Genomic DNA, 21,063 nt, shown 5'->3' with positions numbered 1-21,063 from the left:
TATGTTTAAGCAAGATACCAACCAACCCATAACCGTTTTAGGACTTACATTTAATTCTGAAGAAGAACGCAGGGAACATTTTAGAAAAGAACTCCGAAAAAAACTACCGGAACTAAAACAAATGGAAGGTTTCCCCATTGGTGAAGATGATGATATTATCAACCTAAGCGACCCACCATATTATACAGCCTGCCCAAATCCTTGGTTAAACGATTTTATTGTGGAATGGGAAAAAGATAAAAAGCAATTAGAAAAAGAAGGTAAACGTTCTGGCCATTTTCAGATTGATGAACCTTATGCCAGTGATGTTAGTGAAGGGAAAAATAATCCAGTTTATTCTGCACATAATTATCATACTAAAGTTCCACACCCTGCTATTATGAGGTATATCTTGCATTATACACAACCCGGGGATATTGTTTTTGATGGATTTGCAGGAACAGGCATGACGGGTTTAGCGAGTTCTCTTTTAGCATGCCCGCCAGTGTCTACAAGGCAAGAAATAGAAAATGAATTTAGAAATAACGCTTTAAAATTACCCACTTGGGGTACAAGGAAATCGATCTGTTCTGATTTAAGCCCGATTGCATCGTTTATTGCGCATAACTATAACAAGGATACCGCCATTGAAATTCTTAATGAAATAGAAGAAAAGATTCTCTCAGAAATTGATTCAGAATATGGGTGGATGTATGAAACTATTGATCCCTCAACTGGAAATAAAGAGACTGTTGATTTTACGGTTTATAGTGATGTTTTTGAATGTCCACAATGTTCTAAACGTATTACTTTTTATAATAGTTGCGTTAATCATGATACCGGAAAAATTAATAGAGAGTTTGAATGTCCGGGTTGCTCCACAAGCCTAACAAAGAGGAAGGTTGCAAATGCTAAGGAAACTGTTTTTGATGATACTTTAGGGATACCAATTTCGCAAAATGTTTCAGTGCCTGTATTGATTCAGTATCGAAGAAAAGGGAAAGCGCTTCAAAAAAAAGTTGATAAAAACGACCTTGATCTTATCAACAAAATAGCGGGACAACAAATTAATTCTTGGTATCCAAATATTCGGATGATGGAGGGGGGTGAAAGTCGAAGAAATGATAAAAGTGGTTTAACTCATGTTCATCATTTCTATTCTAAAAGAGCATTAATAGTCCTTTCTCGTGCCTTTGAGTTATGTGAAGAAACAAGTGATCCCAATATGGCGAGGTTTGTAATAGAACAATGCGTATTAGGAATGGCCCGAATTTCGAGATATGTACCAACTCATTTTTCTCAAGTTAATCAATATTTGAGTGGGACTCTTTATGTTGGCTCACAAGTTGTAGATGTAAGTCTTCGCTATATTCTCGATGGTAAGCTAAAAAGATTAAAAAAAGCGTTCAGTTATTTCAAAGCTGGTTCTGTTATATCAACTCAAGATGCTGGCGATTTTAGGAACCTTACAAATAATAGTATTGACTATATATTTACGGATCCTCCATTTGGTGCAAATTTAGCATATAGTGAATTGAACTTTTTTTGGGAAGCATGGGAAAAAGTAATCACAAATTATAATAATGAAGCAATTGAAAACTCTCCACACGGTAAGGGTAAGAATGAGTATTCTAATTTAATGAAAACTTGTTTTTCCCAAATGTTTAGAGTACTAAAACCAGGAAAGTGGATGACAGTTGAATTCAGTAACACAAGTGCAGCTATTTGGAACGGTATTCAGAATGCTATACAAGGCGCTGGTTTTGTGATTGCAAATGTTTCAAGTTTAGATAAGAAGCAAGGGAGTTTTAAAGCTGTAACAACTGCGACTGCAGTAAAACAAGATTTAGTAATTTCCTGTTATAAACCATCATCAGAATTTGATGAGAAATTTATTGAAAACCATAACAAGGATTTAGCGGTTTGGGATTTTATAAATGAACACTTGCAACATTTACCGATTTATATAGTAACAGAATATTCAACTTCAGCTATTATTGAGAGAAGTCCAAAAATACTTTTTGACAGATTAATAGCTTTTTATGTTCAAAAAGGATTACCTGTACCAATAGATGCCATTAAGTTTCAGCAAGATTTGCGTGAGCATTTTATTGAACGAGATGGAATGTTCTTTACCAATGAACAGGTACAGGAATACGATAAAAAGAAAGAAGAAGCACCCACATTTATTCAGTTGTCGCTATTGGTTTCATCGGAACAAGATGGTGTATATTGGTTGAAAAATTTATTAAAAGAAAAATCGTTTACCTACCAAGATATTCAACCGAAATGGATGCAAGCACTGGCTGGGGTGCGTAAAGGCGATATTATACCAGAATTAGCAGATATACTGGAAGAAAATTTTCTAAAGAATGAAGCTGGAAAATGGTACCTGCCCGACCCGGAAAATGAAGCCGATTTAGAAAAGTTAAGAAACAAACGTTTACTCAAACAGTTCGATAGCTATAAAACACAAGCAACAGCTGCCAGAACCAAAAGGATTAAGGAAGTGCGTGTGGATGCCTTGCGTGTTGGCTTTAAACAGTGTTATCAGGAAAAAGACTTTAACACCATTGTAGCTGTTGCCGATAAAATACCTAATAACCTGCTAATGGAAGATGAAGTATTATTGCAGTTTTATGACATTGCTGCTGCTAAAGTTTAAAAAATATAGAATTGATGTTCAAACAAGAAACACAACAAAATAAAATCGTAGTATTAGGTATTGAATTTTCTTCTGAAGAAGAACGAAGAGAATACTTTAGCAAAGAACTACGAAGAAAACTACCGGAATTAAAACAAATGGAAGGCTTCCCCATTGGTGAAGACGATGATATTGTAAACCTTAGCGACCCACCCTATTATACAGCTTGTCCAAATCCTTGGTTAAACGATTTTATCGCTGAATGGGAAGAAGAAAAAAAGCAATTGGAAAAGGAAGGTAAGCGCTCCTGGGATTTTCATATTGATGAACCTTATGCAAGCGATGTGAGCGAAGGGAAGAGTGAAGCGCTATATAAAGCGCATAATTACCATACAAAAGTTCCTTACAGAGCAATTTTAAGATATATATTACATTATACAGAACCAGGTGATATAATTTATGACGGTTTTGCAGGAACAGGAATGGTTGGAGTCGCAGCAGCTAAAGCGAATAAACCTAATTTAGATCTGAAATTCGAAATTGAATCTTCTGAATCTACAAAGATTAAATGGGGGCAAAGGAGAACAATCAATAATGATCTATCTCCTATAGCAAGCTTTATTGCATATAACTATCAAATGAAAACTAATCTTGCTGATTATTCAAAATTAGCCAATGATTTACTAAAATCCTTCAACGCAGAATTTGGATGGATGTATCAAACAAAACATGAAACTGGTGAATTTGCAAGAATTGATTACATAGTCTGGAGTGAAGTGTTAGTTTGTTCAAATTGTCAGAATGAGTTTATTTTTTCAGAACTATTCTACAATCCAGAGACCCAAAAAGTATCCAAAGAAGCAAGCTGTTTAAAATGTGGAGCACTAATTTCAAAAAATAATACAGAAATTAGCTTTTCAACAACTATTGATCCGCTTTTGAAAGAGCCTAAAAAGAATCCGAAAAGAGTGCCTCATAAAATACATTATACATTTAAAGGGAAAAAACATATTAAAACGCCAGATGAATATGATATGCATATTCTCGAGGAAGTAGAGAAATTGGAATACCCGAAGTTTCCATTACTAAAGTTCCCGGAAATGCAGATGATGAAAGTCGGAAGGGTTAAGACAACAAATATTTCTCATTTACATCATTTCTATCTAAAAAGAGCAGCGATTTCAATAAGTTACTTTTGGTATAAAATAAATGAAATCAAAGATACCCGGATGAGAAATAGTTTATACTTTCTTTTTGAGCAGATCATTTGGGGTATGTCATTTTTGAATAGGTTTACTCCAACACATTTCTCTCAAGTTAACAGATATCTGTCTGGAGTGTTTTATGTTGCTTCCCATATATCTGAAGTAACGCCTTTTTATATTCTGGAAGGCAAGATCAAAAGATTAATATCAGCCTTTTCTAAGCATAATTTTAACTCTAAATCTCATCTAATAAATACGGGAGATTGTTCTACTATAGGAATTCAAGAAAATTCAGTAGACTACATATTTACTGATCCTCCTTTTGGGGAAAATATATATTACAGTGATTTAAATATGCTGATTGAAGCTTGGCATCAAGTTATCACCAATTCATCTTCTGAAGCAATAGTTGACAAAGCAAAATCAAAAGCCTTCCTTGAATACCAAAATTTAATGTATAACTGTTTTAAAAAGTACTATTCAGTATTAAAGCCAGGTAAATGGATGACAGTTGAATTTTCAAATACCAGTGCAGCTATTTGGAACGGAATTCAAACAGCTATTCAAAATGCAGGTTTTGTCATTTCTAATGTGGCATCTTTAGATAAGAAACAAGGAACATTCCAGGCTGTAAATTCACTTACGGCAGTTAAACAAGACTTAGTTATTTCCTGTTATAAACCATCATCCGAGTTTGACAAAAACTTTAAACAGCACCAAAATACTGATGTGTCAATTTGGGCTTTTATTGAAGAACATTTACTACATCTTCCGATTCATTTGATAAAAGAAAACGCTACTACTGCAATAGTTGAAAGAAGTCCTAAAATATTATTTGATAGGTTAATTGCATTTTATGTACAAAAAGGATTGCCAGTGCCCATTGATGCCGGTAAATTTCAGGAAGGCTTGCGTGAACGTTTTATTGAACGGGATGGCATGTTCTTTACCAGCGAGCAGGTGCAGAAATACGATAAAAAGAAAGAAGAGGCACCCACATTTATTCAATTATCGCTATTGGTTTCATCGGAACAGGATGGAGTGTATTGGCTAAAGAGCCTATTAAAAGAAAAGTCACTTACTTATCAAGATATTCAACCACAGTGGATGCAAGCATTGGCTGGTGTTCGCAAAGGCGATATTATACCTGAATTGGCAGATATACTGGAAGAAAATTTTCTAAAGAATGAAGCTGGAGAATGGTACCTGCCCGACCCGGAAAATGAAGCCGATTTAGAAAAGTTAAGAAACAAGCGTTTACTCAAGCAATTCGAAACCTATAAAACTCAGGCAACAGCAGCAAGAAGCAAAAAAATAAAAGAAGTGCGGGTTGATGCTTTGCGTGTTGGTTTTAAGCAGTGTTATCAGGAAAAAGATTTTTCAACCATTGTTACTGTTGGTGATAAAATACCCAACAATTTGCTAATGGAAGATGAAGTATTGCTACAGTTCTACGATATAGCAAGTACGAGGGTGTAGCAATTAAATCAATAAAGAGAATAAAATACAACCTCACTAAACCAAATAAAACAAAGTGCAAGCAGAATTAGAATTACGAACAATATTCGACTTACTGGGGCATCATTTTTATATTCCCCATTATCAAAGAGGTTACCGGTGGACATCGGAACAAGTAACACAGTTACTTGATGATGTATGGGATTTTGCAGAAAAAGACCCTGCAAAAGGCGAATTTTACTGCATCCAGCCCATTGTGGTAAAACCCAAAAAATGGGAAGAAAACGGTAATAGTATTGATGGTTTTGAAGTAATTGACGGGCAGCAACGATTAACAACGAGCTATCTGATAATAAAATACATTAAAGACTACTTGTTAAAGGTTGATTCCCTTGTTGAAGATTACGGCAAAGAACTTTTTACGCTGAGGTATGAAACACGTACAGATAGTGAAAGTTACCTTGCAGACATCTCAGCCGATGACTACAAAAAGAATATCGACTACTTCCATATTTATAGTGCTTACGAAACCATAAAAAACTGGTTTGCTGAAAGTGGTAAAGTTGATACACGAACAAAAAAACACAAACTACTGAATATTTTCCTTGGTGAAAAAACAGATAATGGTTCTGTTCAGGTTATTTGGTACCAACCAGAACACCGTAGCGATACGAATGGGGAGGAACTGAAAAAAAGTAGAGAACTTTTTACCCGGCTGAACATGGGTAAAATTCCATTAACCAATGCCGAGCTCATAAAAGCTTTGTTTTTATCAGATTATAGTTTCAATAATGTGCCGGAAAAGGAAGCCAGTAGAAGAAAACTGGAAATATGCCAAACCTGGGATATTGTTGAGCAGCAGATTGCCGATGAGTCATTCTGGTCGTTTATAACCAATGCCAAGCAAAAAGATTACCCCACTAAAATAGAGTTACTTTTTGATTTTATGGCAAAAAAGGAGGAACATCAAAGAGACCCTTTACATACCTTTTTGTACTTCCTAAATCTATCAAAAAATGAACACCTTGACTTATGGTATGTATGGTTAAAAATTGAGAAATACTATCAGACATTGGTTGAATGGCAAAAAGATAGAAACCTCTACCACAAGGTTGGATTTCTTATTGCAGTTGGCAAAAATGCGAGGGTATTGATTGAAAAATCAGAAGAATATCTAAAGGATGAGTTCACCGCTTATTTAGATGGTATTATTAAAAATGAAGTGCTGGATTGTACATTTGATGATATTCTGAATTTACGTTACAACAAGAAATCACAATATGCCAAATTAGAAACAGTTCTGTTATTCTTTAATGTAGAAACCATCCGGAATAACAGCCATATTTCTGAGTTTTATCCATTCAGGTTTCATAAGAATGTAGAAAATTGGTCGCTGGAACATATACATGCCCAAAACTCCGATTTTTTAGACCAAACAAAAAAAGATCAATGGAAAAAATGGATTGATTGTCACTTACCATTATTGAAAGAACTTTTAGAAATTGATACCAAAAACCAAGAGCTCGGAGAATTAATAAATAAACTTCAAGTATTCAGAAATAAGACGGTTGGTGATACATGGTCAGAGTTTGAACAGTTGGCAAGTGTAGCGTTCTCCTATTTCAACAAAGGAGATGAAAATGGTGACTACAGTATTCATTCCATTTCAAATCTGGCACTGCTTGGACAAGCCGATAATTCAGCTTTAAACAATTCTGTTTTTGAAGTAAAAAGACGAAAGATTATTGAAATGGACACAGATGGAAATTATATTCCGGTTTGCACCAAAAGAGTATTCCTTAAGTACTTTGAGAAACAGTCTATTAATCAACAATTTTATTTCTGGGGAGCTACAGAACAGAAAAATTATGTGTCTGCATTAAAAAGTGTATTGGATCAATTTTTAAAACAAGAATCATCAGAAAATGGCAACGAGTCTAGTTCAATTGCTTAAAAAATATAAAGTAGAAATCCCAATTATACAAAGGGATTATGCGCAAGGTCGTAAACATGGTAAAGTACCCAAAATTCGAGATCGCTTTTTAAATAAATTACTTGAAGCTTTGCAGCCAGATGCTGAAATACTTGAGTTGGATTTTGTGTATGGCTATATACTTGATGAGCAAACGAGTGCTAATCAAAAACAGATATTTATTCCACTCGATGGACAGCAACGTTTAACTACGCTGTTTTTATTACACTGGTTTATTGCGTATAAAGAAAAAGGACTGAATGAAGTAAAAGATATTCTTTTAAATTTTAGCTACGAAACAAGGCATAGTTCTCGTGTATTTTGTGAAAAAATTATAGCTGAAAACATTGTTATACCTGAAGATAAAAGTGATAATGATGAGCCAGGGCAAACACCCAAATCAATAGGCGAACATATTGCGAATCAGTCATGGTTTTTCTCCGGTTGGAACAACGATCCTACCATTTCTTCTATGCTTACCATGCTTGATGCTATTGAAGCTAAAACGCTTAATTTAAGCACGAGTTCATTGTGGAAAGCTTTGTGGAAGGATAATGCCAAAATTGTATTTCATCAACTTGATATGACGAAGCTGAATTTACCGGATGAACTCTATATCAAGATGAATTCAAGGGGAAAACCATTAACTAATTTTGAATATTTCAAATCACAGTTTTCTGAAATAATTCCAGCCGATAAGAAAGATGATTTTAATGACAAGATTGATAAAGACTGGTATGATTTGTTTTGGTATCAGTTGTATGAAATAAAGCAACAAAATGGGGAAGAGTTAAAAGACATTGCCAAGTTTGTTGATGAATCATTCCTACGATTTTTCCGGTATCTTACAAATACTCTCATTGCCCGGCACCAACTTACAATTGAATTAGAATCATTCCCTGATGAAATTTCATTCTATAAAGCAGTTTATTCCACGGAAAATATGCTTGATGAGCTGTTTGAAATATTAGATAGCATCAAAAAAATAGATTTTAATCATTTCTTTAACGATTATTTCTACATCAATACAGGAGAGCAAAATCAATCAAATGTTCGTTTGTTTTTTGCTAATAGGTCTACCCAATTATTTAGACTTTGTTGTACCAGCTATGATCCTGCACAACGAAGCAATCCATTTTCTATTGGTGAACAATTAATGCTATATGCTTTTATTTATGGCATTGTTAATGATATAGGAACACCTTACGAACAAATAAGAATAATTAGAAACCTGATAGCTAATTCCGAAGATACTGTTCGTAAAGATAATATGCATACACTACTTGTTTCGGTGGAACAAGTTATGAATGGTAATGAACTTGATAAATCATCAAAATTCAACAATACCCAAGTTCAAAATGAACGGGATAAGAAAGAGTATTTACAACAAAAGCAGGAAAACAAAGAGCTTTTAAACAACCTTGAAGACAATGCCATATTGCAAGGCTGCACCACTATCTTTGATTTGGATGAAAACTTCCCTTCAAGAGCTAACCAATACCTACAAACATTTAATGAGAATGACCCGGATTTTGATGGCATAAAAAGAGCGATGTTTAGTATTGGTGACTATTCACAGTTTTATGGTTCAAACAAATCAAAATCAGATAAAATAAGATGGGAGACTTGGATGCATTACCAGTTGGGTTCTAAAAAGAATTCACATTGGAGAGAGTTATTTACACCAAGTAATTTGCGGGTAGGCTTTAGTAATACTAAAACAATACTACTTAAATTTCTAGATCGCCTGGAATACTATACTGTAGAAAGTTTAGTTAAAGATTATCTTGATTCAGAGACAACAATTAAGGATTGGCGTTACTACTTTATAAAATACAGTTATTGCCGGCATATGCCACAGGGATATTCAAGTTGGATTATTGATAAAAAATATCAGTACCATTCCAGAATGATGAATAGCACACAGCTTAATGGGCAAAATTGGTCGCCATATCTATTTTGTATTAACAAAAAAGCAAAAGAAAAAACTTCACTTGAGAATTACGATAGTTCTTTAATTGTAATCAATGAGCATGGTAATTCCTTTGCAATCCGAAATGTTAATAGCTGGTATGAGGTAAGTGTACTTTCTGAAAATGAAGATGAACTTCAAGAAAAATTGAATTCGGTTGAAGGCTTTGAATTGGTAGAAAAAAATGAAATAAAACAACTACGATACTTAATCGAACAAGATGCTGATTATATAGATATTGAAGATCGTGTTGAAAAAGGTTTAAAATTGGTTGAAATATTACAAAATATAGAATAACAAAGGCTAAGGAACATTGTATAGAACTTAAGGAATAAGCATTTGGCAATTGTAGATGTCAGACTATCAGTGGCATAGCTACATTAAGGAGCATTTAAGATGAAATGAGGAACATTATTATGCATTACAAAGGTAAACCAGTTGAAGTACTTGGGGAAAAAGAAGTATTTGGGCAAAGAATTGTCTGGGTACGGGTACTTGAAGATAATTCCTTTCTTCAGGTAGCCTTTGATGAACTGGAAACACCTGACACTAAATACACCTTACCACATATTCATTTTATTTCTATTGCTGCCAAAATAAAAGATGAAATAGCCAGAAAGAATATATTGGCACCTTACGAGAGCAGCTTAATTCCGCTACCACACCAAATATTGGTGCTAGAAAAGGTAATGCAATCAATGCAAAATCGTTTTTTATTGGCTGATGAAGTGGGTATGGGAAAAACCATTGAAACCGGTTTAATATTAAAAGAATTAAAACTAAGAGGTGATATAAATCGAATATTAGCCATTGTTCCAAAATCATCAATGTTACAGTGGCAAAGCGAAATGAAAGAACATTTTAACGAAGTCTTTCATGTTTACGATTCTGAGATGATTACTTCTATGTCTCGTACCTTTTCGAATATTAATGCTGATGAAGAGTTTAATTTCTGGACGCAGCACAACCAAATTATTGTTTCTACCGATGCATTAAAGCCTTTAGAAAAAAGACAAGGTTGGTCGCAGGAACGAATAGATGAATACAATAAGTATCGTTTAGAAGCGGTATTACAAGCCGATTTTGACTTGGTGATAATTGATGAAGCGCATAAAATGGGTGGTGCAACATCTGCCGTTTCTCGTTTTATATTAGCTGAACAACTTTGTAATACTGTGGCAAATGTATTGCTATTAACTGCAACGCCTCACCGAGGTAAATCCGACCATTTCAGGCGCATTCTACAATTGCTCGACCCTGATGCTTTTGCTGGCGAAGGCTTACCAGAAATTAATGAACTGGAACCTTATGTAATTCGCACAGAAAAGAGATTGGCAGTAGATTACGAAGGAACTGCATTGTTTAATGAACGTATCACCCACCGTTTTGATGTAAGTTTAGATATTAATAAACATCAGAAGCAGATGGCTTTGTATGATGCTGTTACAGACTATGTACGAAAGGGATTTAATACGGCTAAACAGCAAAGAAATACTGCCACTGGATTAATAATGATATTGTTTCAACGCCTGGTTAGTAGTTCAACTGCTGCTATTCTTTCTGCAATGGAAGGTAGGTTGGAACGCTTAAGGTATGGCGAAGATAATTCAGTGGATAACTATTCCGATGAAGTAGATGTTCCGGTTGATGACTTTGATGATTCAGTTGATTTTGAAAAATTATATCAATACGATGCCTCAGGACTGAAAGACGAAGAACAGTTACTGGCAGATTTAATTCAAAAAGCAAAAAATTGTATTCAATCGGAAACCGATGCAAAAGCTGATGCATTGCAAAAAAAATTCACTGCATTACAACAACAATATGAAAACCCGGAACTAAAAATTCTAATTTTTACCGAGTTCCGTTCTACTCAAAAGATGCTTATTTCCTTTTTCGAAAAGAAAGGTTATAAATGTGTTGGGATTAATGGTAGTCAGGAAATTGATGAACGAAAGCGAGTTTTAACCAGCTTTAAAAATGAAACACAAATAATGGTTGCCACCGATGCAGCTGGTGAATCGTTGAATATGCAATTCTGCCATATCGTTATCAACTACGATTTACCGTGGAACCCAATGATGATTGAACAACGAATTGGAAGGGTAGATAGAATTGGGCAAAAAGAAAGGGTTCAGGCATACAACATGCTTACCAATAATAGTGTTGACCTGAGGGTATATGATGTTATTGTAGAAAAATTAAATAATATTCTTAACCAATTGGGGATTGATAAAACATCTGATGTATTAGATTCTACCATCGAAATGAAAAGCATCAACAACCTGTATCTACGCAGTTTATTAGATCCAGACCATTTCGAATTTGCAGAAGAAAGTTGGTTACATGAAATAAAAGAGAAACTTCGAAACTTTAAATCAACAGAAGGTATATTACCGGAAGTGAAAGAATCGGAAATAGAACACAAAAAAGCAGCAGAGGTAAAACATAGTCCGCTACCAAAATGGTTGGAAGATTTGGTGGTTTCGTATGTGAATATACACGGAGGTTCGGTTGATAAAAACCTGTTGGGGATATTTGATTTTAATGTTGATGGTCAAAAAAGAAAAGTTGTTTTCGATTCAGAACTCTCTTTGAATAACCCAGGTGTTGAACACATTACCTTGCAACACGATTGGATTAAAAGGATTTTAAGTGAATTGGGGGAATTTTCTACCGATTATGGTTTGCCGATTATCACCTCTTTAAGTAATGACGAAACAGCTGGTTATTGGAGTTTATGGCAGATAAAAGCACAAAACAGTTTTGAAACGAAAACCACCTACCAATGCTATTTTATTGCCGACAATGGAAAACTTTATGATGCGTATGCCAATGACATTTGGAACAGGTTAATAACCAGAAGCAATGAATTTAAGCTATTACCAGACAAGCAGGAACCCGATTCGATGGATTTTAGAGCCATTTTGAATGACAAGCTATACATCGCATTTCAGAATATGGAAGTAGATGTAAGAGAAAAAATTCAATCGAAATACGATAACCGGTTAAATTCGTATAACTTTCAGAAACTAAGAATTAATAAAATTGGTATTGAAAACATACGAAACTCAAGGCTAAAAAAACTGGAAAAAGAACATGCTGACTGGTTGAATGCATTTCAAATGAACCAAAAAGTAATACCTGGAACAAGACAATTATTAACCATACGAATTGATGGATAAAGGGCTGATTCAACATATAATTGATGACTTTAAAAGCCATGGACGAAAGACCATATTGGTTGAAAACAATGATGGATTCTTGTTTAGAAATGATGTGGTGGCAATTCTTGAAAGAGAAGGAATAATAGTTGCCACCGGCACACAACTAGAACAAAGAGTAGCTTATGAATTAAAAAAAGATACTGAGATTTTGGTCTTACCTAATAAAGACAAGATTACTCATTTAGAAGATATTCGTAAGGATTCAGCAATTATTGAGTTTACTTTCGAGTACTATATGACACCGTATCATATCCCTTCAATTATTAAGGTTGAAATTGATATACTCGAAGAATTATTCAGAAAAAAACTACTGTTCAAGCAAAATAGAAAAGATACTCTTGCCTTAATAAAATCTTTAAAAGGAAAAGACTCCAGAGTTCAAAAATCATTGAATATAGAGGCTTTTGATGCCGAGGTGAGCCAAGAACTCACCAAAGATAAAATTGACTGGAATAAACTAAGTAAAATCATTTCATCTGCCATATTAAACACTATCGGTACAAGTCAACTCAACGAAGTGATGGAAAAAATAAAAGAAGTAAACAATTCATTTCAAGAGGTACTTCAGAAAAACTACCAGCAATCGAAAAATTCCAGTGCCGTAAAAAAACCTCAGATTGTATCTAAGGTTTTGGACTATCTTGAATTTAATTTCAAAAATGAAAAGATTGCCCTGATTGTAGCTGATGGTTTAGCTTATTGGCAGTACGAGTTGTTACAAAAAAATATAAAGGGTATTAAAAGTCAGAATACTATTTATTCTTGGTTGCCATCAATTACACAATTATCACGACAGGCTATTTTTCGTGGCGATACACCTAAATTAGATTATGTGCAGGGCCCCAAGAATGAGAGTAAACTTTGGTTTGATTATTGGCTGTCGAAAGGAATAAATAAACATGAAATTAAGTATGCACATGAGGATACTGATTTGAGCCAACTGGATTTGATTACTAAATTTGCGCTCGTTTTTAAAGATTTGGATGGGCACATGCATCATTCGCCAGATTTTAAAATGTTACTGGGATTAACTAGAGATTGGATTGAACGCAGTAAGATTGTTTCTGTAATCGAAGAACTAAAAGAACAGGGCTTTAGAGTATTTCTCACCACCGACCATGGTAATATAGAAGCTAAAGGATGGAGAAGTTTAAAAGGCAGGGAAAAACTTGGCACAAATAAGTCGGGAAGTAGAAGTGAACGGCATGTTGAATACAGTAAAAAATGGCTTACTGATGAATTTATTGAGAACAATCCGGAACTGAAAGATGATGTGGTTCTGGATGAACAAGCAATTTATTTTAAAAATGACTTGAGTTTCTCAAAAAATGAAACACTTGTAACACACGGTGGCAGCCATATTTTAGAGGTTTTAATACCATTTGTTGAAATTAGTAATGACGAATAAGAAAATTGATATAAACCAGCGTATCCCACTTGATACGCTTTATGCAGTACTTGAAAGTTACTTAGATGATAATTATTCTGATGAGTATATTATAGAACAATTACGATTACATTTTGATGGTGAAAACCGTTTGAAAAAATCGCTTCGAATTGTAAAAAAGATTGTTTCAAATAATCCACTTAGCGACTTTATCTTATCAAATAAAGAACAGGTGAAAGTCGCTATCAAAAAGAAAACCGATAGAAACTTAATATTAATTGCCTTATTAAGTAGCTCTTTTGTTTTTTCATACGATGTGATTTCAATACTTGGCAAGTTATTCAAGGTGCAGAACGCAGTTAACCGGGAAGCACTTACACGTGAAGCATCACGAATTTATGGTGGTAATCGTGCTTTGCCTAATGCCATTGATAGTGTAATCCCGATGTATTTAGAAGCGGAGTTATTTACCAGACCACAGCCAGGATTATACCAATGGGAAAGTGGTTTAACAGCTACTACAGAAATCACCAAACAAATATATTACGAGTCGTTTAAGGTGGTTAACTCAACCGATGAAGTATTGGATTTTCATTTAAGTGATCCGTATTTTTTGTTTGTAGAAGGTTTATGAGAAAAGAATAAATCAGGTGAGATGCAGATATAATTATCAATATATTACTTCCATATTTTATTGTCAATTTTGACAATATTTAGCCACAGGATTTCGAAATATAATCTCATGATTTGGGACGAGAATCGAAGTTGAATCTGCCGCTTCATGAATTTTATCCAGCATATATTTTTTCAGTAGCACATTGTAATCCATTCCTGATTTAATCCAATCCCGTTTCCTTTGAACTGTTGTAGGTATACCTGCTGTTAGATTTGAAAAATCAATGTCGTTAACCATTCTCTTTAAGGCACTTGTTATAAAATGGATTTCAGCAATTGAATATTCTTGGCAAATGTGATGATATAATGCAGCAGAAAATGAATATTGTTCAACATGCCAATCAGGCATGGGATTCATCCGAAATTTGCTTACATCAATTCCATTATTCGTAAAAAAATAATTGGGTGAGAAATTGGTAAATAGTATAATGTCCTGATACCTGTTTACTTCTAATGTATTTAGTAGATGTGGCACTTCTCCATCATCAATAAAATCATCCACTCCGATTTCATTCAAATGTTTTCCTAATAATTCTATTTCAACATCATTGAAGTCTTGGATTTGGTTAATATGCGCATTTATAACTATCGTACTTATTTTTTTAAATTTGAATTAAAGGGTAGGAATATTTCGATACCAACCAAAACAATTAGTCATTAAATTAAAATTTATTGCTAAAAGTGAAACTCAAATAACGAATATTATATATCTGAAGTGGAGTAAATTATTTCATTCGAAACAAACCCCCTAATTGTTAACATAGCTCCTTTTTTCACCCCTCCCACTAAGAACTCGAGAGCATTGTAATAAACACACTATGACGGTATTAAGTCGTTATTCAAGATCATTTTATATGAATAAGATTAACTGAAAAAAATAAAAACTATCGGTTCTGAAATCACTAAAAGAAATAAAAACTTTTATGATCATTTTAGAATTCAACTTTGATGATAACATCGAATTTAACCACAATGGTAAATTGTATAAGCTACGAAGAAGGAACTTTAATAAGGTATTGAATCTAATTTCTAAATCAATTTTATATAAAGGTGTGGATTATAATGGATATACGACAATACATAATTCAGTCTTCAATTCGGGTTATACTGGGTACCAAGCATATTTGGATTATCTGGTTAAATATGAATATATAAAAAGAGATTATTATGAAGTAGGAGTACGACCATATGGTTACCGATTCACTGAATTTTTTAAATCCCAAATTGAAGTAAATAGAATTATCTATCGTACAAAACCTCGCACGACCCAAAAACGCATTCAAAAATTTAATGAAGATGTATGTATCAAAGAACACATCAATGACAGACTAATTGAGGATTTTATGGACGCCAGTAAAAGTGTGGTATATTATCCAAGAAAAAAGCAAATTGAAAAAACGAAAGATGAATGGGGGAGATATTTCGATATTAAAAAGTGGTTGAGCAACAATATTAAATTACATAAATGGAAAAAGGAATATCTAATTTATAAATGGTCAAAAAATAGGCTCTATACAAACTTTACTTTCCTTTCTTCTCATATCAGAGCTAACAATATTCTTCTAAATAATGAGAAAATTGTTGAATTTGATATTCGTAGTTCATTTCCATTGATGCTTGCTCTTTATTGCCTTGATGTAAGCCCCGATTTAATTTATGATTATGATTTTGAATCTTATTGTTCGTCTATCTTAACAGGACAATTCTATAGCAAACTAACACAAGGCTTAAATAATATTCGGAATATAACAAAAGGTAACCATGAGTCAGACATAAGTAATAGGTTTCTGAGTAAAAATGAGGCTAAAATTCTTTTCCAGATGTATGTCAACGGAAACAGCAAAAAAACACACTATCTGAATGGTTTAAGAACTGACATTAACCGTTATATGGAAATTTATTACCCCCAGATACATCTATTATTATTGAATCTTAAGGAGTCTGGTGAGAAACCATTTACTGTCCTTGCTAAAATTGAGAGTCAAATAATATTTGATATCGTTGAGGAGCTTTATCTTGAATATGATGATATACGTATACTTACATGTCATGATGCAATTTATGTTCCAGCCTCATTTGAATCAGAAACAGATATAATTTGGAATAAACATATGGATCGCCTGAAGTCAAGATTACCAAGTGAAATTTCAGACGCAAATAATTCTCCTGCGGATATAAATGGTGTAGAATGTGGTGATGAGTATTTAGAAATTGAAGAATGGGATTACGAAGGGTAGATAAATAATTAATTGCAGTTACCTGTTTTCATTTAAGCATCATTCATTTTCTTCAATTAGGCGACTTCGAAATTTATATATAAAAGAAAAATAACTCAGAAATGGCAGAAGTATCATATAACTTGGTGACAATAACAGGAAGTAAAAACGAAATTGAAAAATTTGAAAAAACAGCTTACAAAAATGAATGTGAAGCATTTAACCTTGAAAACTTTATAGGTTATGAAGGAGAGTCTTCTCTTCCTAATCTTGCGGTTTTTAATACAAACTGGATTTCATTTGGAATACAAATAGAAAAAACTAATGATTCTCTGAAATATTTCTGCAATAGTAAGTGGAGTGCAGTAGATTTAAAACATCTCGTGCAGAAGTTTCCTGAATTAAATTTTAAGCAAGTTTATGTAGAGATCGCTACCGAGAAAGTTGGGGTAATCGATTATAGTTCCAAGGAACAACATGAGCTAATTGGCAATTTTGAGATGTGGGATAATCTGTGTTCACCTCATACTTATACGTTTATCGAAGATGTAGGAATTAAGTTAGATTGGCTTATTTCTCAAAACATCTCAGATTTGGATGGAAAACATTTCTTTGATATTGTTGAAGAACCCAAATTCCTCAATAGGTTTCATGAATTATATGAGAATCTATTTCATAATGCAATCGAACTCGAGAAGCAGAACTTGTTTAAAGCCAGACATGGAATGTTTTACAACTTGCATTCGCACCAAAAGGAAAATTTAGAATTCTTTGTTTGTGATTACATTTTACCAGACAAGCAAACTGAGTTTTTTGAGAAGCTAAGTTATATCAACTTCAATGTTTCTAAGGGAAGACGCTGGTGGAATTGTATTGATAATCATTGGAAAGAGTTCTTTATTGATAGCTTGATTAATTTTAATTCTACATTCAATGAAGAAGATCGAGATATATTAACTAAACACATATTTGAATCCATTCAAGTTTCTGACCAATATTTAATGGAGATATTAGAACTCGAAAATATTATTATACCCTTCCCACTGGTGTTTGATAATGCAGAAACTGTTTTAGATTTTCTTCCGAATTTGAAAACTATATATTTCGATCTTGAAGATTATGATGGAGGTATAGAAGTTGATGATAAACTATCATATTGCACTAAAGAAATAGAATAGTATCCTTATATTCGAACAAACAATTTAACAAGCTATGTCGAAACAACAGGTAAGTGAAATTCTAAAATGGCTTCAGGCAAATTATCCAGATATTGTCTTAACTCTTTCAGAAGTGCAAACACTGGTGGATATTGAACGCACTGCTGAACCAGGAACTTATGGCGCATGGGCTGAAAACATTCCACAAAAAATGATTGATGAAATGGATAAAGAGCTGAAAAACTCTGAGGAATATTTAAACTACCAAAATTTGGTGAATTTATTTACGCAAAAAATTGAACTCCGACTTAAAAACAAGAGCAACTAATCTAATCAATTAGCAAATTTGAAACTAAACCATTACGGTGAATTTTAAGTAACTTTCAATCATGCAGAGGATGAAACGCCGCAAAATGCTATTTGATCCTAGCTGGTCCAAACTGCCCACATCAAAGAAATTTTATTTGCTAGTCCAAAGAATTGTGGCAACACTGGCACAATTAAATCTATTAATGACATCTTATGATTCCCAGTTATTAAATCTTTATACATGTATGTAATAAAATATGGTACTAATTTGTGGCCACTAGTTATTAATGGAGGAGTGTTGCAAATATCTTATCAAATGTGTTTTATGTGATTTTTCGGCAACATTTGTATGAGATATTATACATATTCAAAACTATTTTGAAACGAACAATTAAGCTGGATACTCTGAATGACCATTCATGAAGTGGTTCATGTTTTTTATTCTTTTCTCTTTCTGTTTCAGTGTCAATTGGCTATACGGAAGTATCTTGGATTTTCTTCTTTTCTCTTTTTTCTTCTTAAGTTTATTGTTTTCATTCTCGGTTTCGTTGGTATCCGAATTCTTGCTTTCAATGAAGCAATTGAAGCTTCGATAAATTTGAGGGGATTTAACTTCTCTATCCATTATAATGTCTTTTAATCTCATCGCTTTTTACTTTATATATTAATATTAGGATGTGGCTTTTTGAATGATAAAAGCTGCATGTTTCTTTAATCAAGTAAAATCTAATGATGAGGCTGCTATAAGTTTTGAATTTGATGGTTTGTTACTTCAGAAAGATCGTTATACTAGGGAAATGGTTAAAAATATCAGCTGTAATTTATTAAAAAACCACCCCTATTTTATTGATTTCAGATGTTAAATGGTAGAAATAGTGCTTTATCAGAGGCGAAAAAGTCACGTTTACGCCAGATTTTTAGGAAATAATCCTTGCTGGTCATCAAGGAGCAAGGTTTTTTAAAATTATCCTAGAATAGACCTCTGTCTCTTATATAAAGAACAACTGAAAAGAAAATTCTAATTTCTTACAGTTTTTACTGCATTGAATCTCTGATCACAGGAGAAGCACCATTATTCATGGTGCCAAATCCAGAACTTGTAAGTAAGTCAACCTCGTTCGTTTTCAGGTTTTTGGTGAAGCGGTAATCTCAAAAGAACTGCACCAAAATTCATCCGCGATGGGCAAGATAAGGAGATTTTTGATGTAACCCTTGATGGCAATTAATGATAAGACTGAAACTTGTTAATTAGAAGCTCAAATCTTCCTTTCTTCTAAAATTTACTGCAAATTTTTTAGGTATTTGAACTGAAATATTATGCCTTTCATTATAGATCAATAGAACACCTTCGGTTTCTTCAACAATCTTATAATACTGCCCTCCCTCAAATTTTATATATGCGTTTATATTCCTTTCAAAATAATAGTAAGTATTGATGCATAACGTCGATTCGCTGGAACTTACTATGGCTCTCATAATTTTATTCAGATCACCAACCTTATATTTTGGTCTACCATTAATTATTTCTTTGAAATCAGATGCTTTTTTGTCAAAAGTTGATTCAGGCAAATTTGTATATTCTCGAGCAGACTTTCTATCCATATATTCATCCTCAAGCTTATCCCTAAGATTGGCATTTCTATTAAGTTTTTTAGAAAGATCCCGTAATTCTTTACTGCTCATATCTAATACTTCTGCTACACGATAACACGCATCAAAAATTTCTTGTTTCAACTCTTCTGATTCTTCTTTAAGAGAACCTCTTACTTTACGTCTGTAATCATCTCCTTTAAGATTTTCAGCAAGAGTCTTTAAGCAATCGTTTAAATCCTCAAGTTCATACTTTTTAATAGCCATTTTGGGTAGTTTTTGAATATTTGTGAAAAATAGAAAAATTTCTTCACATTTTTTCAAAACTGCTGATAGTCAGATTTTAATTCTGACACTAAGATCATCTGAATACGCATTTCACTATCCTCAAAAGTCCTCAAAACCTCAATGGTAGTCATACAATTGTCGTCAATTTGTAGTATGCAATTAGGCAAAAAACTACATACAAACAATTCTGGAAGCAGAGGGCAATGTATATCGAATTTATAAAACAACAGAGTTCAAAAACCACAAAAAAATAAGATTAATAAACATTAAAAAAATACAGATATGAAAAATTTAGAAAGAGGTAAGGAGAACAGAAATAAGGTATTAAACAGACTGGGACTAAGATCAGAAACAGTGAGAATGAAATATGTTCTCATTAATGGTATTCCTCATAAACTTAATTCGAACGACGAATTGGTTCCACTTAAACTAAAAGAGAAAAGATACAAGTCAGGGAAAGTCGTGAAGATGTCAAAACCGTTTACTACTAACGACTCACACGAGAAAATTCTTCTTGTTAGTTAAATTCATGATATCGTCAACAGTCCTCAAATTGAGATATGGATTTTTAACGCACTCTAACTTTGCATAAGATTTAGTTAAACAATAAAGACATTAATTAAAAAACAATAGGATTATGAAAGACATCACAAAAATGACAGACGAAGAGATTCTTATGAATTGCAGAAATGAAAAAAACTGGTTGGCTCAATTGGGCTATACAAGTGAAGAAATTGAAAAAATGTATGAATATAAACCTTATACTGAAGAAATTGAAGAATTTCTTTTTTTCAATAATGAATTAGACGAAATGATTTTTGAGCCAATCTTCGAAGAAATCTAATCAAAACACTTCAATTAACGTGTCACATCTGGCACAATTATCAAAAGCAAGGAGCCTGCTTTAAAACAAACCTGAGAGTTTAACTCAACCCAAAATCAGCGAGGGAAACCGCTTTGTCAAACCACGAAAATTATTAACCA

At 33.3% G+C, this 21,063-nt stretch carries 15 protein-coding genes; 12 read left to right on the top strand and 3 right to left on the bottom strand.

The window, feature by feature from the left end:
- Window position 1: 1 nt before the first annotated feature.
- The 7 genes from WFY05_RS14750 (at window position 2) to WFY05_RS14720 (ending at window position 14,478) form a co-directional block, all read left to right on the top strand.
- Window positions 2–2,644: a DNA methyltransferase gene (locus WFY05_RS14750; RefSeq protein WP_340113661.1), complete on the top strand. Its 2,643-nt coding sequence runs from the start codon at window positions 2–4 to the stop codon at window positions 2,642–2,644.
- A gap of 14 nt (window positions 2,645–2,658) precedes the next feature.
- A complete protein-coding gene (locus WFY05_RS14745; protein ID WP_340113660.1) occupies window positions 2,659–5,307 on the top strand; it encodes a DNA methyltransferase in 2,649 nt (882 codons plus the stop codon).
- Window positions 5,308–5,362: 55 nt separating this feature from the next.
- Window positions 5,363–7,240 carry a DUF262 domain-containing protein gene (locus WFY05_RS14740; protein WP_340113659.1) on the top strand — a complete coding sequence of 626 codons (1,878 nt, stop codon included), beginning with the start codon at window positions 5,363–5,365 and terminating at the stop codon, window positions 7,238–7,240.
- A complete protein-coding gene (locus WFY05_RS14735) occupies window positions 7,212–9,527 on the top strand; it encodes a GmrSD restriction endonuclease domain-containing protein (protein ID WP_340113658.1) in 2,316 nt (771 codons plus the stop codon). The genes WFY05_RS14740 and WFY05_RS14735 overlap by 29 nt, the downstream gene beginning before the upstream one ends.
- A 119-nt stretch (window positions 9,528–9,646) precedes the next feature.
- A complete protein-coding gene (locus WFY05_RS14730; protein WP_340113657.1) occupies window positions 9,647–12,415 on the top strand; it encodes a DEAD/DEAH box helicase in 2,769 nt (922 codons plus the stop codon).
- A complete protein-coding gene (locus tag WFY05_RS14725) occupies window positions 12,408–13,865 on the top strand; it encodes a PglZ domain-containing protein (RefSeq protein ID WP_340113656.1) in 1,458 nt (485 codons plus the stop codon). The genes WFY05_RS14730 and WFY05_RS14725 overlap by 8 nt, the downstream gene beginning before the upstream one ends.
- Entirely contained in the window at window positions 13,855–14,478 is a 624-nt protein-coding gene (locus WFY05_RS14720; RefSeq protein WP_340113655.1) for a hypothetical protein, read from the top strand. Before WFY05_RS14725 ends, WFY05_RS14720 begins: the two co-directional genes overlap by 11 nt.
- Before the next feature lie 63 nt (window positions 14,479–14,541).
- Here WFY05_RS14720 and WFY05_RS14715 read toward each other — a convergent pair whose 3' ends face one another.
- Window positions 14,542–15,021 (bottom strand): hypothetical protein, encoded by a 480-nt coding sequence (locus WFY05_RS14715; RefSeq protein ID WP_340113654.1) that lies wholly within the window; start codon window positions 15,019–15,021, stop codon window positions 14,542–14,544.
- A 421-nt stretch (window positions 15,022–15,442) separates the two neighbouring features.
- On the opposite strand from WFY05_RS14715, the gene WFY05_RS14710 reads away from it, so the two are divergent.
- The 3 genes from WFY05_RS14710 to WFY05_RS14700 all read left to right on the top strand — a co-directional run bounded on the left by WFY05_RS14710 (window position 15,443) and on the right by WFY05_RS14700 (window position 18,220).
- Window positions 15,443–16,756, top strand: a complete 1,314-nt coding sequence (locus tag WFY05_RS14710; protein ID WP_340113653.1) for a hypothetical protein — start codon at window positions 15,443–15,445, stop codon at window positions 16,754–16,756.
- Between the two features lie 101 nt (window positions 16,757–16,857).
- Window positions 16,858–17,913 carry a hypothetical protein gene (locus WFY05_RS14705; protein ID WP_340113652.1) on the top strand — a complete coding sequence of 352 codons (1,056 nt, stop codon included), beginning with the start codon at window positions 16,858–16,860 and terminating at the stop codon, window positions 17,911–17,913.
- A 34-nt stretch (window positions 17,914–17,947) separates the two neighbouring features.
- A complete protein-coding gene (locus WFY05_RS14700; protein WP_340113651.1) occupies window positions 17,948–18,220 on the top strand; it encodes a hypothetical protein in 273 nt (90 codons plus the stop codon).
- Between the two features lie 372 nt (window positions 18,221–18,592).
- Here the strand turns inward: WFY05_RS14700 and WFY05_RS14695 are convergent, their stop codons facing one another.
- Together WFY05_RS14695 and WFY05_RS14690 are read right to left on the bottom strand one after the other, a co-directional pair.
- A complete protein-coding gene (locus WFY05_RS14695) occupies window positions 18,593–18,826 on the bottom strand; it encodes a hypothetical protein (protein WP_340113650.1) in 234 nt (77 codons plus the stop codon).
- Between the two features lie 623 nt (window positions 18,827–19,449).
- Entirely contained in the window at window positions 19,450–20,058 is a 609-nt protein-coding gene (locus WFY05_RS14690; protein WP_340113649.1) for a hypothetical protein, read from the bottom strand.
- Window positions 20,059–20,361: 303 nt separating this feature from the next.
- Here WFY05_RS14690 and WFY05_RS14685 point away from each other — a divergent pair, with 303 nt between their 5' ends.
- Together WFY05_RS14685 and WFY05_RS14680 are read left to right on the top strand one after the other, a co-directional pair.
- Window positions 20,362–20,604, top strand: a complete 243-nt coding sequence (locus WFY05_RS14685; RefSeq protein ID WP_340113648.1) for a hypothetical protein — start codon at window positions 20,362–20,364, stop codon at window positions 20,602–20,604.
- 112 nt (window positions 20,605–20,716) lie between these two features.
- Window positions 20,717–20,923 (top strand): hypothetical protein, encoded by a 207-nt coding sequence (locus tag WFY05_RS14680; RefSeq protein WP_340113647.1) that lies wholly within the window; start codon window positions 20,717–20,719, stop codon window positions 20,921–20,923.
- Window positions 20,924–21,063 lie beyond the last annotated feature (140 nt).

It is taken from the genome of Maribellus mangrovi, assembly GCF_037646455.1.
In the GTDB taxonomy this organism is placed as follows: Bacteria; Bacteroidota; Bacteroidia; order Bacteroidales; family Prolixibacteraceae; genus Draconibacterium; species Draconibacterium mangrovi_A.
The sequence above is the reverse complement of the archived record's forward strand: the minus strand, read 5'-3'. Positions and strand labels throughout refer to the sequence as shown.

What these genes read in the sequence shown, in the direction of transcription:
- WFY05_RS14680 (WP_340113647.1), top strand. Translation starts at nt 20,717, where the DNA reads ATGAAAGACATCACAAAAATGACAGACGAAGAGATTCTTATGAATTGC.
- WFY05_RS14725 (WP_340113656.1), top strand. Translation starts at nt 12,408, where the DNA reads ATGGATAAAGGGCTGATTCAACATATAATTGATGACTTTAAAAGCCAT.
- WFY05_RS14705 (WP_340113652.1), top strand. Translation starts at nt 16,858, where the DNA reads ATGGCAGAAGTATCATATAACTTGGTGACAATAACAGGAAGTAAAAAC.
- WFY05_RS14685 (WP_340113648.1), top strand. Translation starts at nt 20,362, where the DNA reads ATGAAAAATTTAGAAAGAGGTAAGGAGAACAGAAATAAGGTATTAAAC.
- WFY05_RS14695 (WP_340113650.1), bottom strand. Translation starts at nt 18,826, where the DNA reads ATGGATAGAGAAGTTAAATCCCCTCAAATTTATCGAAGCTTCAATTGC.
- WFY05_RS14750 (WP_340113661.1), top strand. Translation starts at nt 2, where the DNA reads ATGTTTAAGCAAGATACCAACCAACCCATAACCGTTTTAGGACTTACA.
- WFY05_RS14710 (WP_340113653.1), top strand. Translation starts at nt 15,443, where the DNA reads ATGATCATTTTAGAATTCAACTTTGATGATAACATCGAATTTAACCAC.
- WFY05_RS14735 (WP_340113658.1), top strand. Translation starts at nt 7,212, where the DNA reads ATGGCAACGAGTCTAGTTCAATTGCTTAAAAAATATAAAGTAGAAATC.
- WFY05_RS14720 (WP_340113655.1), top strand. Translation starts at nt 13,855, where the DNA reads ATGACGAATAAGAAAATTGATATAAACCAGCGTATCCCACTTGATACG.
- WFY05_RS14730 (WP_340113657.1), top strand. Translation starts at nt 9,647, where the DNA reads ATGCATTACAAAGGTAAACCAGTTGAAGTACTTGGGGAAAAAGAAGTA.
- WFY05_RS14690 (WP_340113649.1), bottom strand. Translation starts at nt 20,058, where the DNA reads ATGGCTATTAAAAAGTATGAACTTGAGGATTTAAACGATTGCTTAAAG.
- WFY05_RS14745 (WP_340113660.1), top strand. Translation starts at nt 2,659, where the DNA reads ATGTTCAAACAAGAAACACAACAAAATAAAATCGTAGTATTAGGTATT.
- WFY05_RS14700 (WP_340113651.1), top strand. Translation starts at nt 17,948, where the DNA reads ATGTCGAAACAACAGGTAAGTGAAATTCTAAAATGGCTTCAGGCAAAT.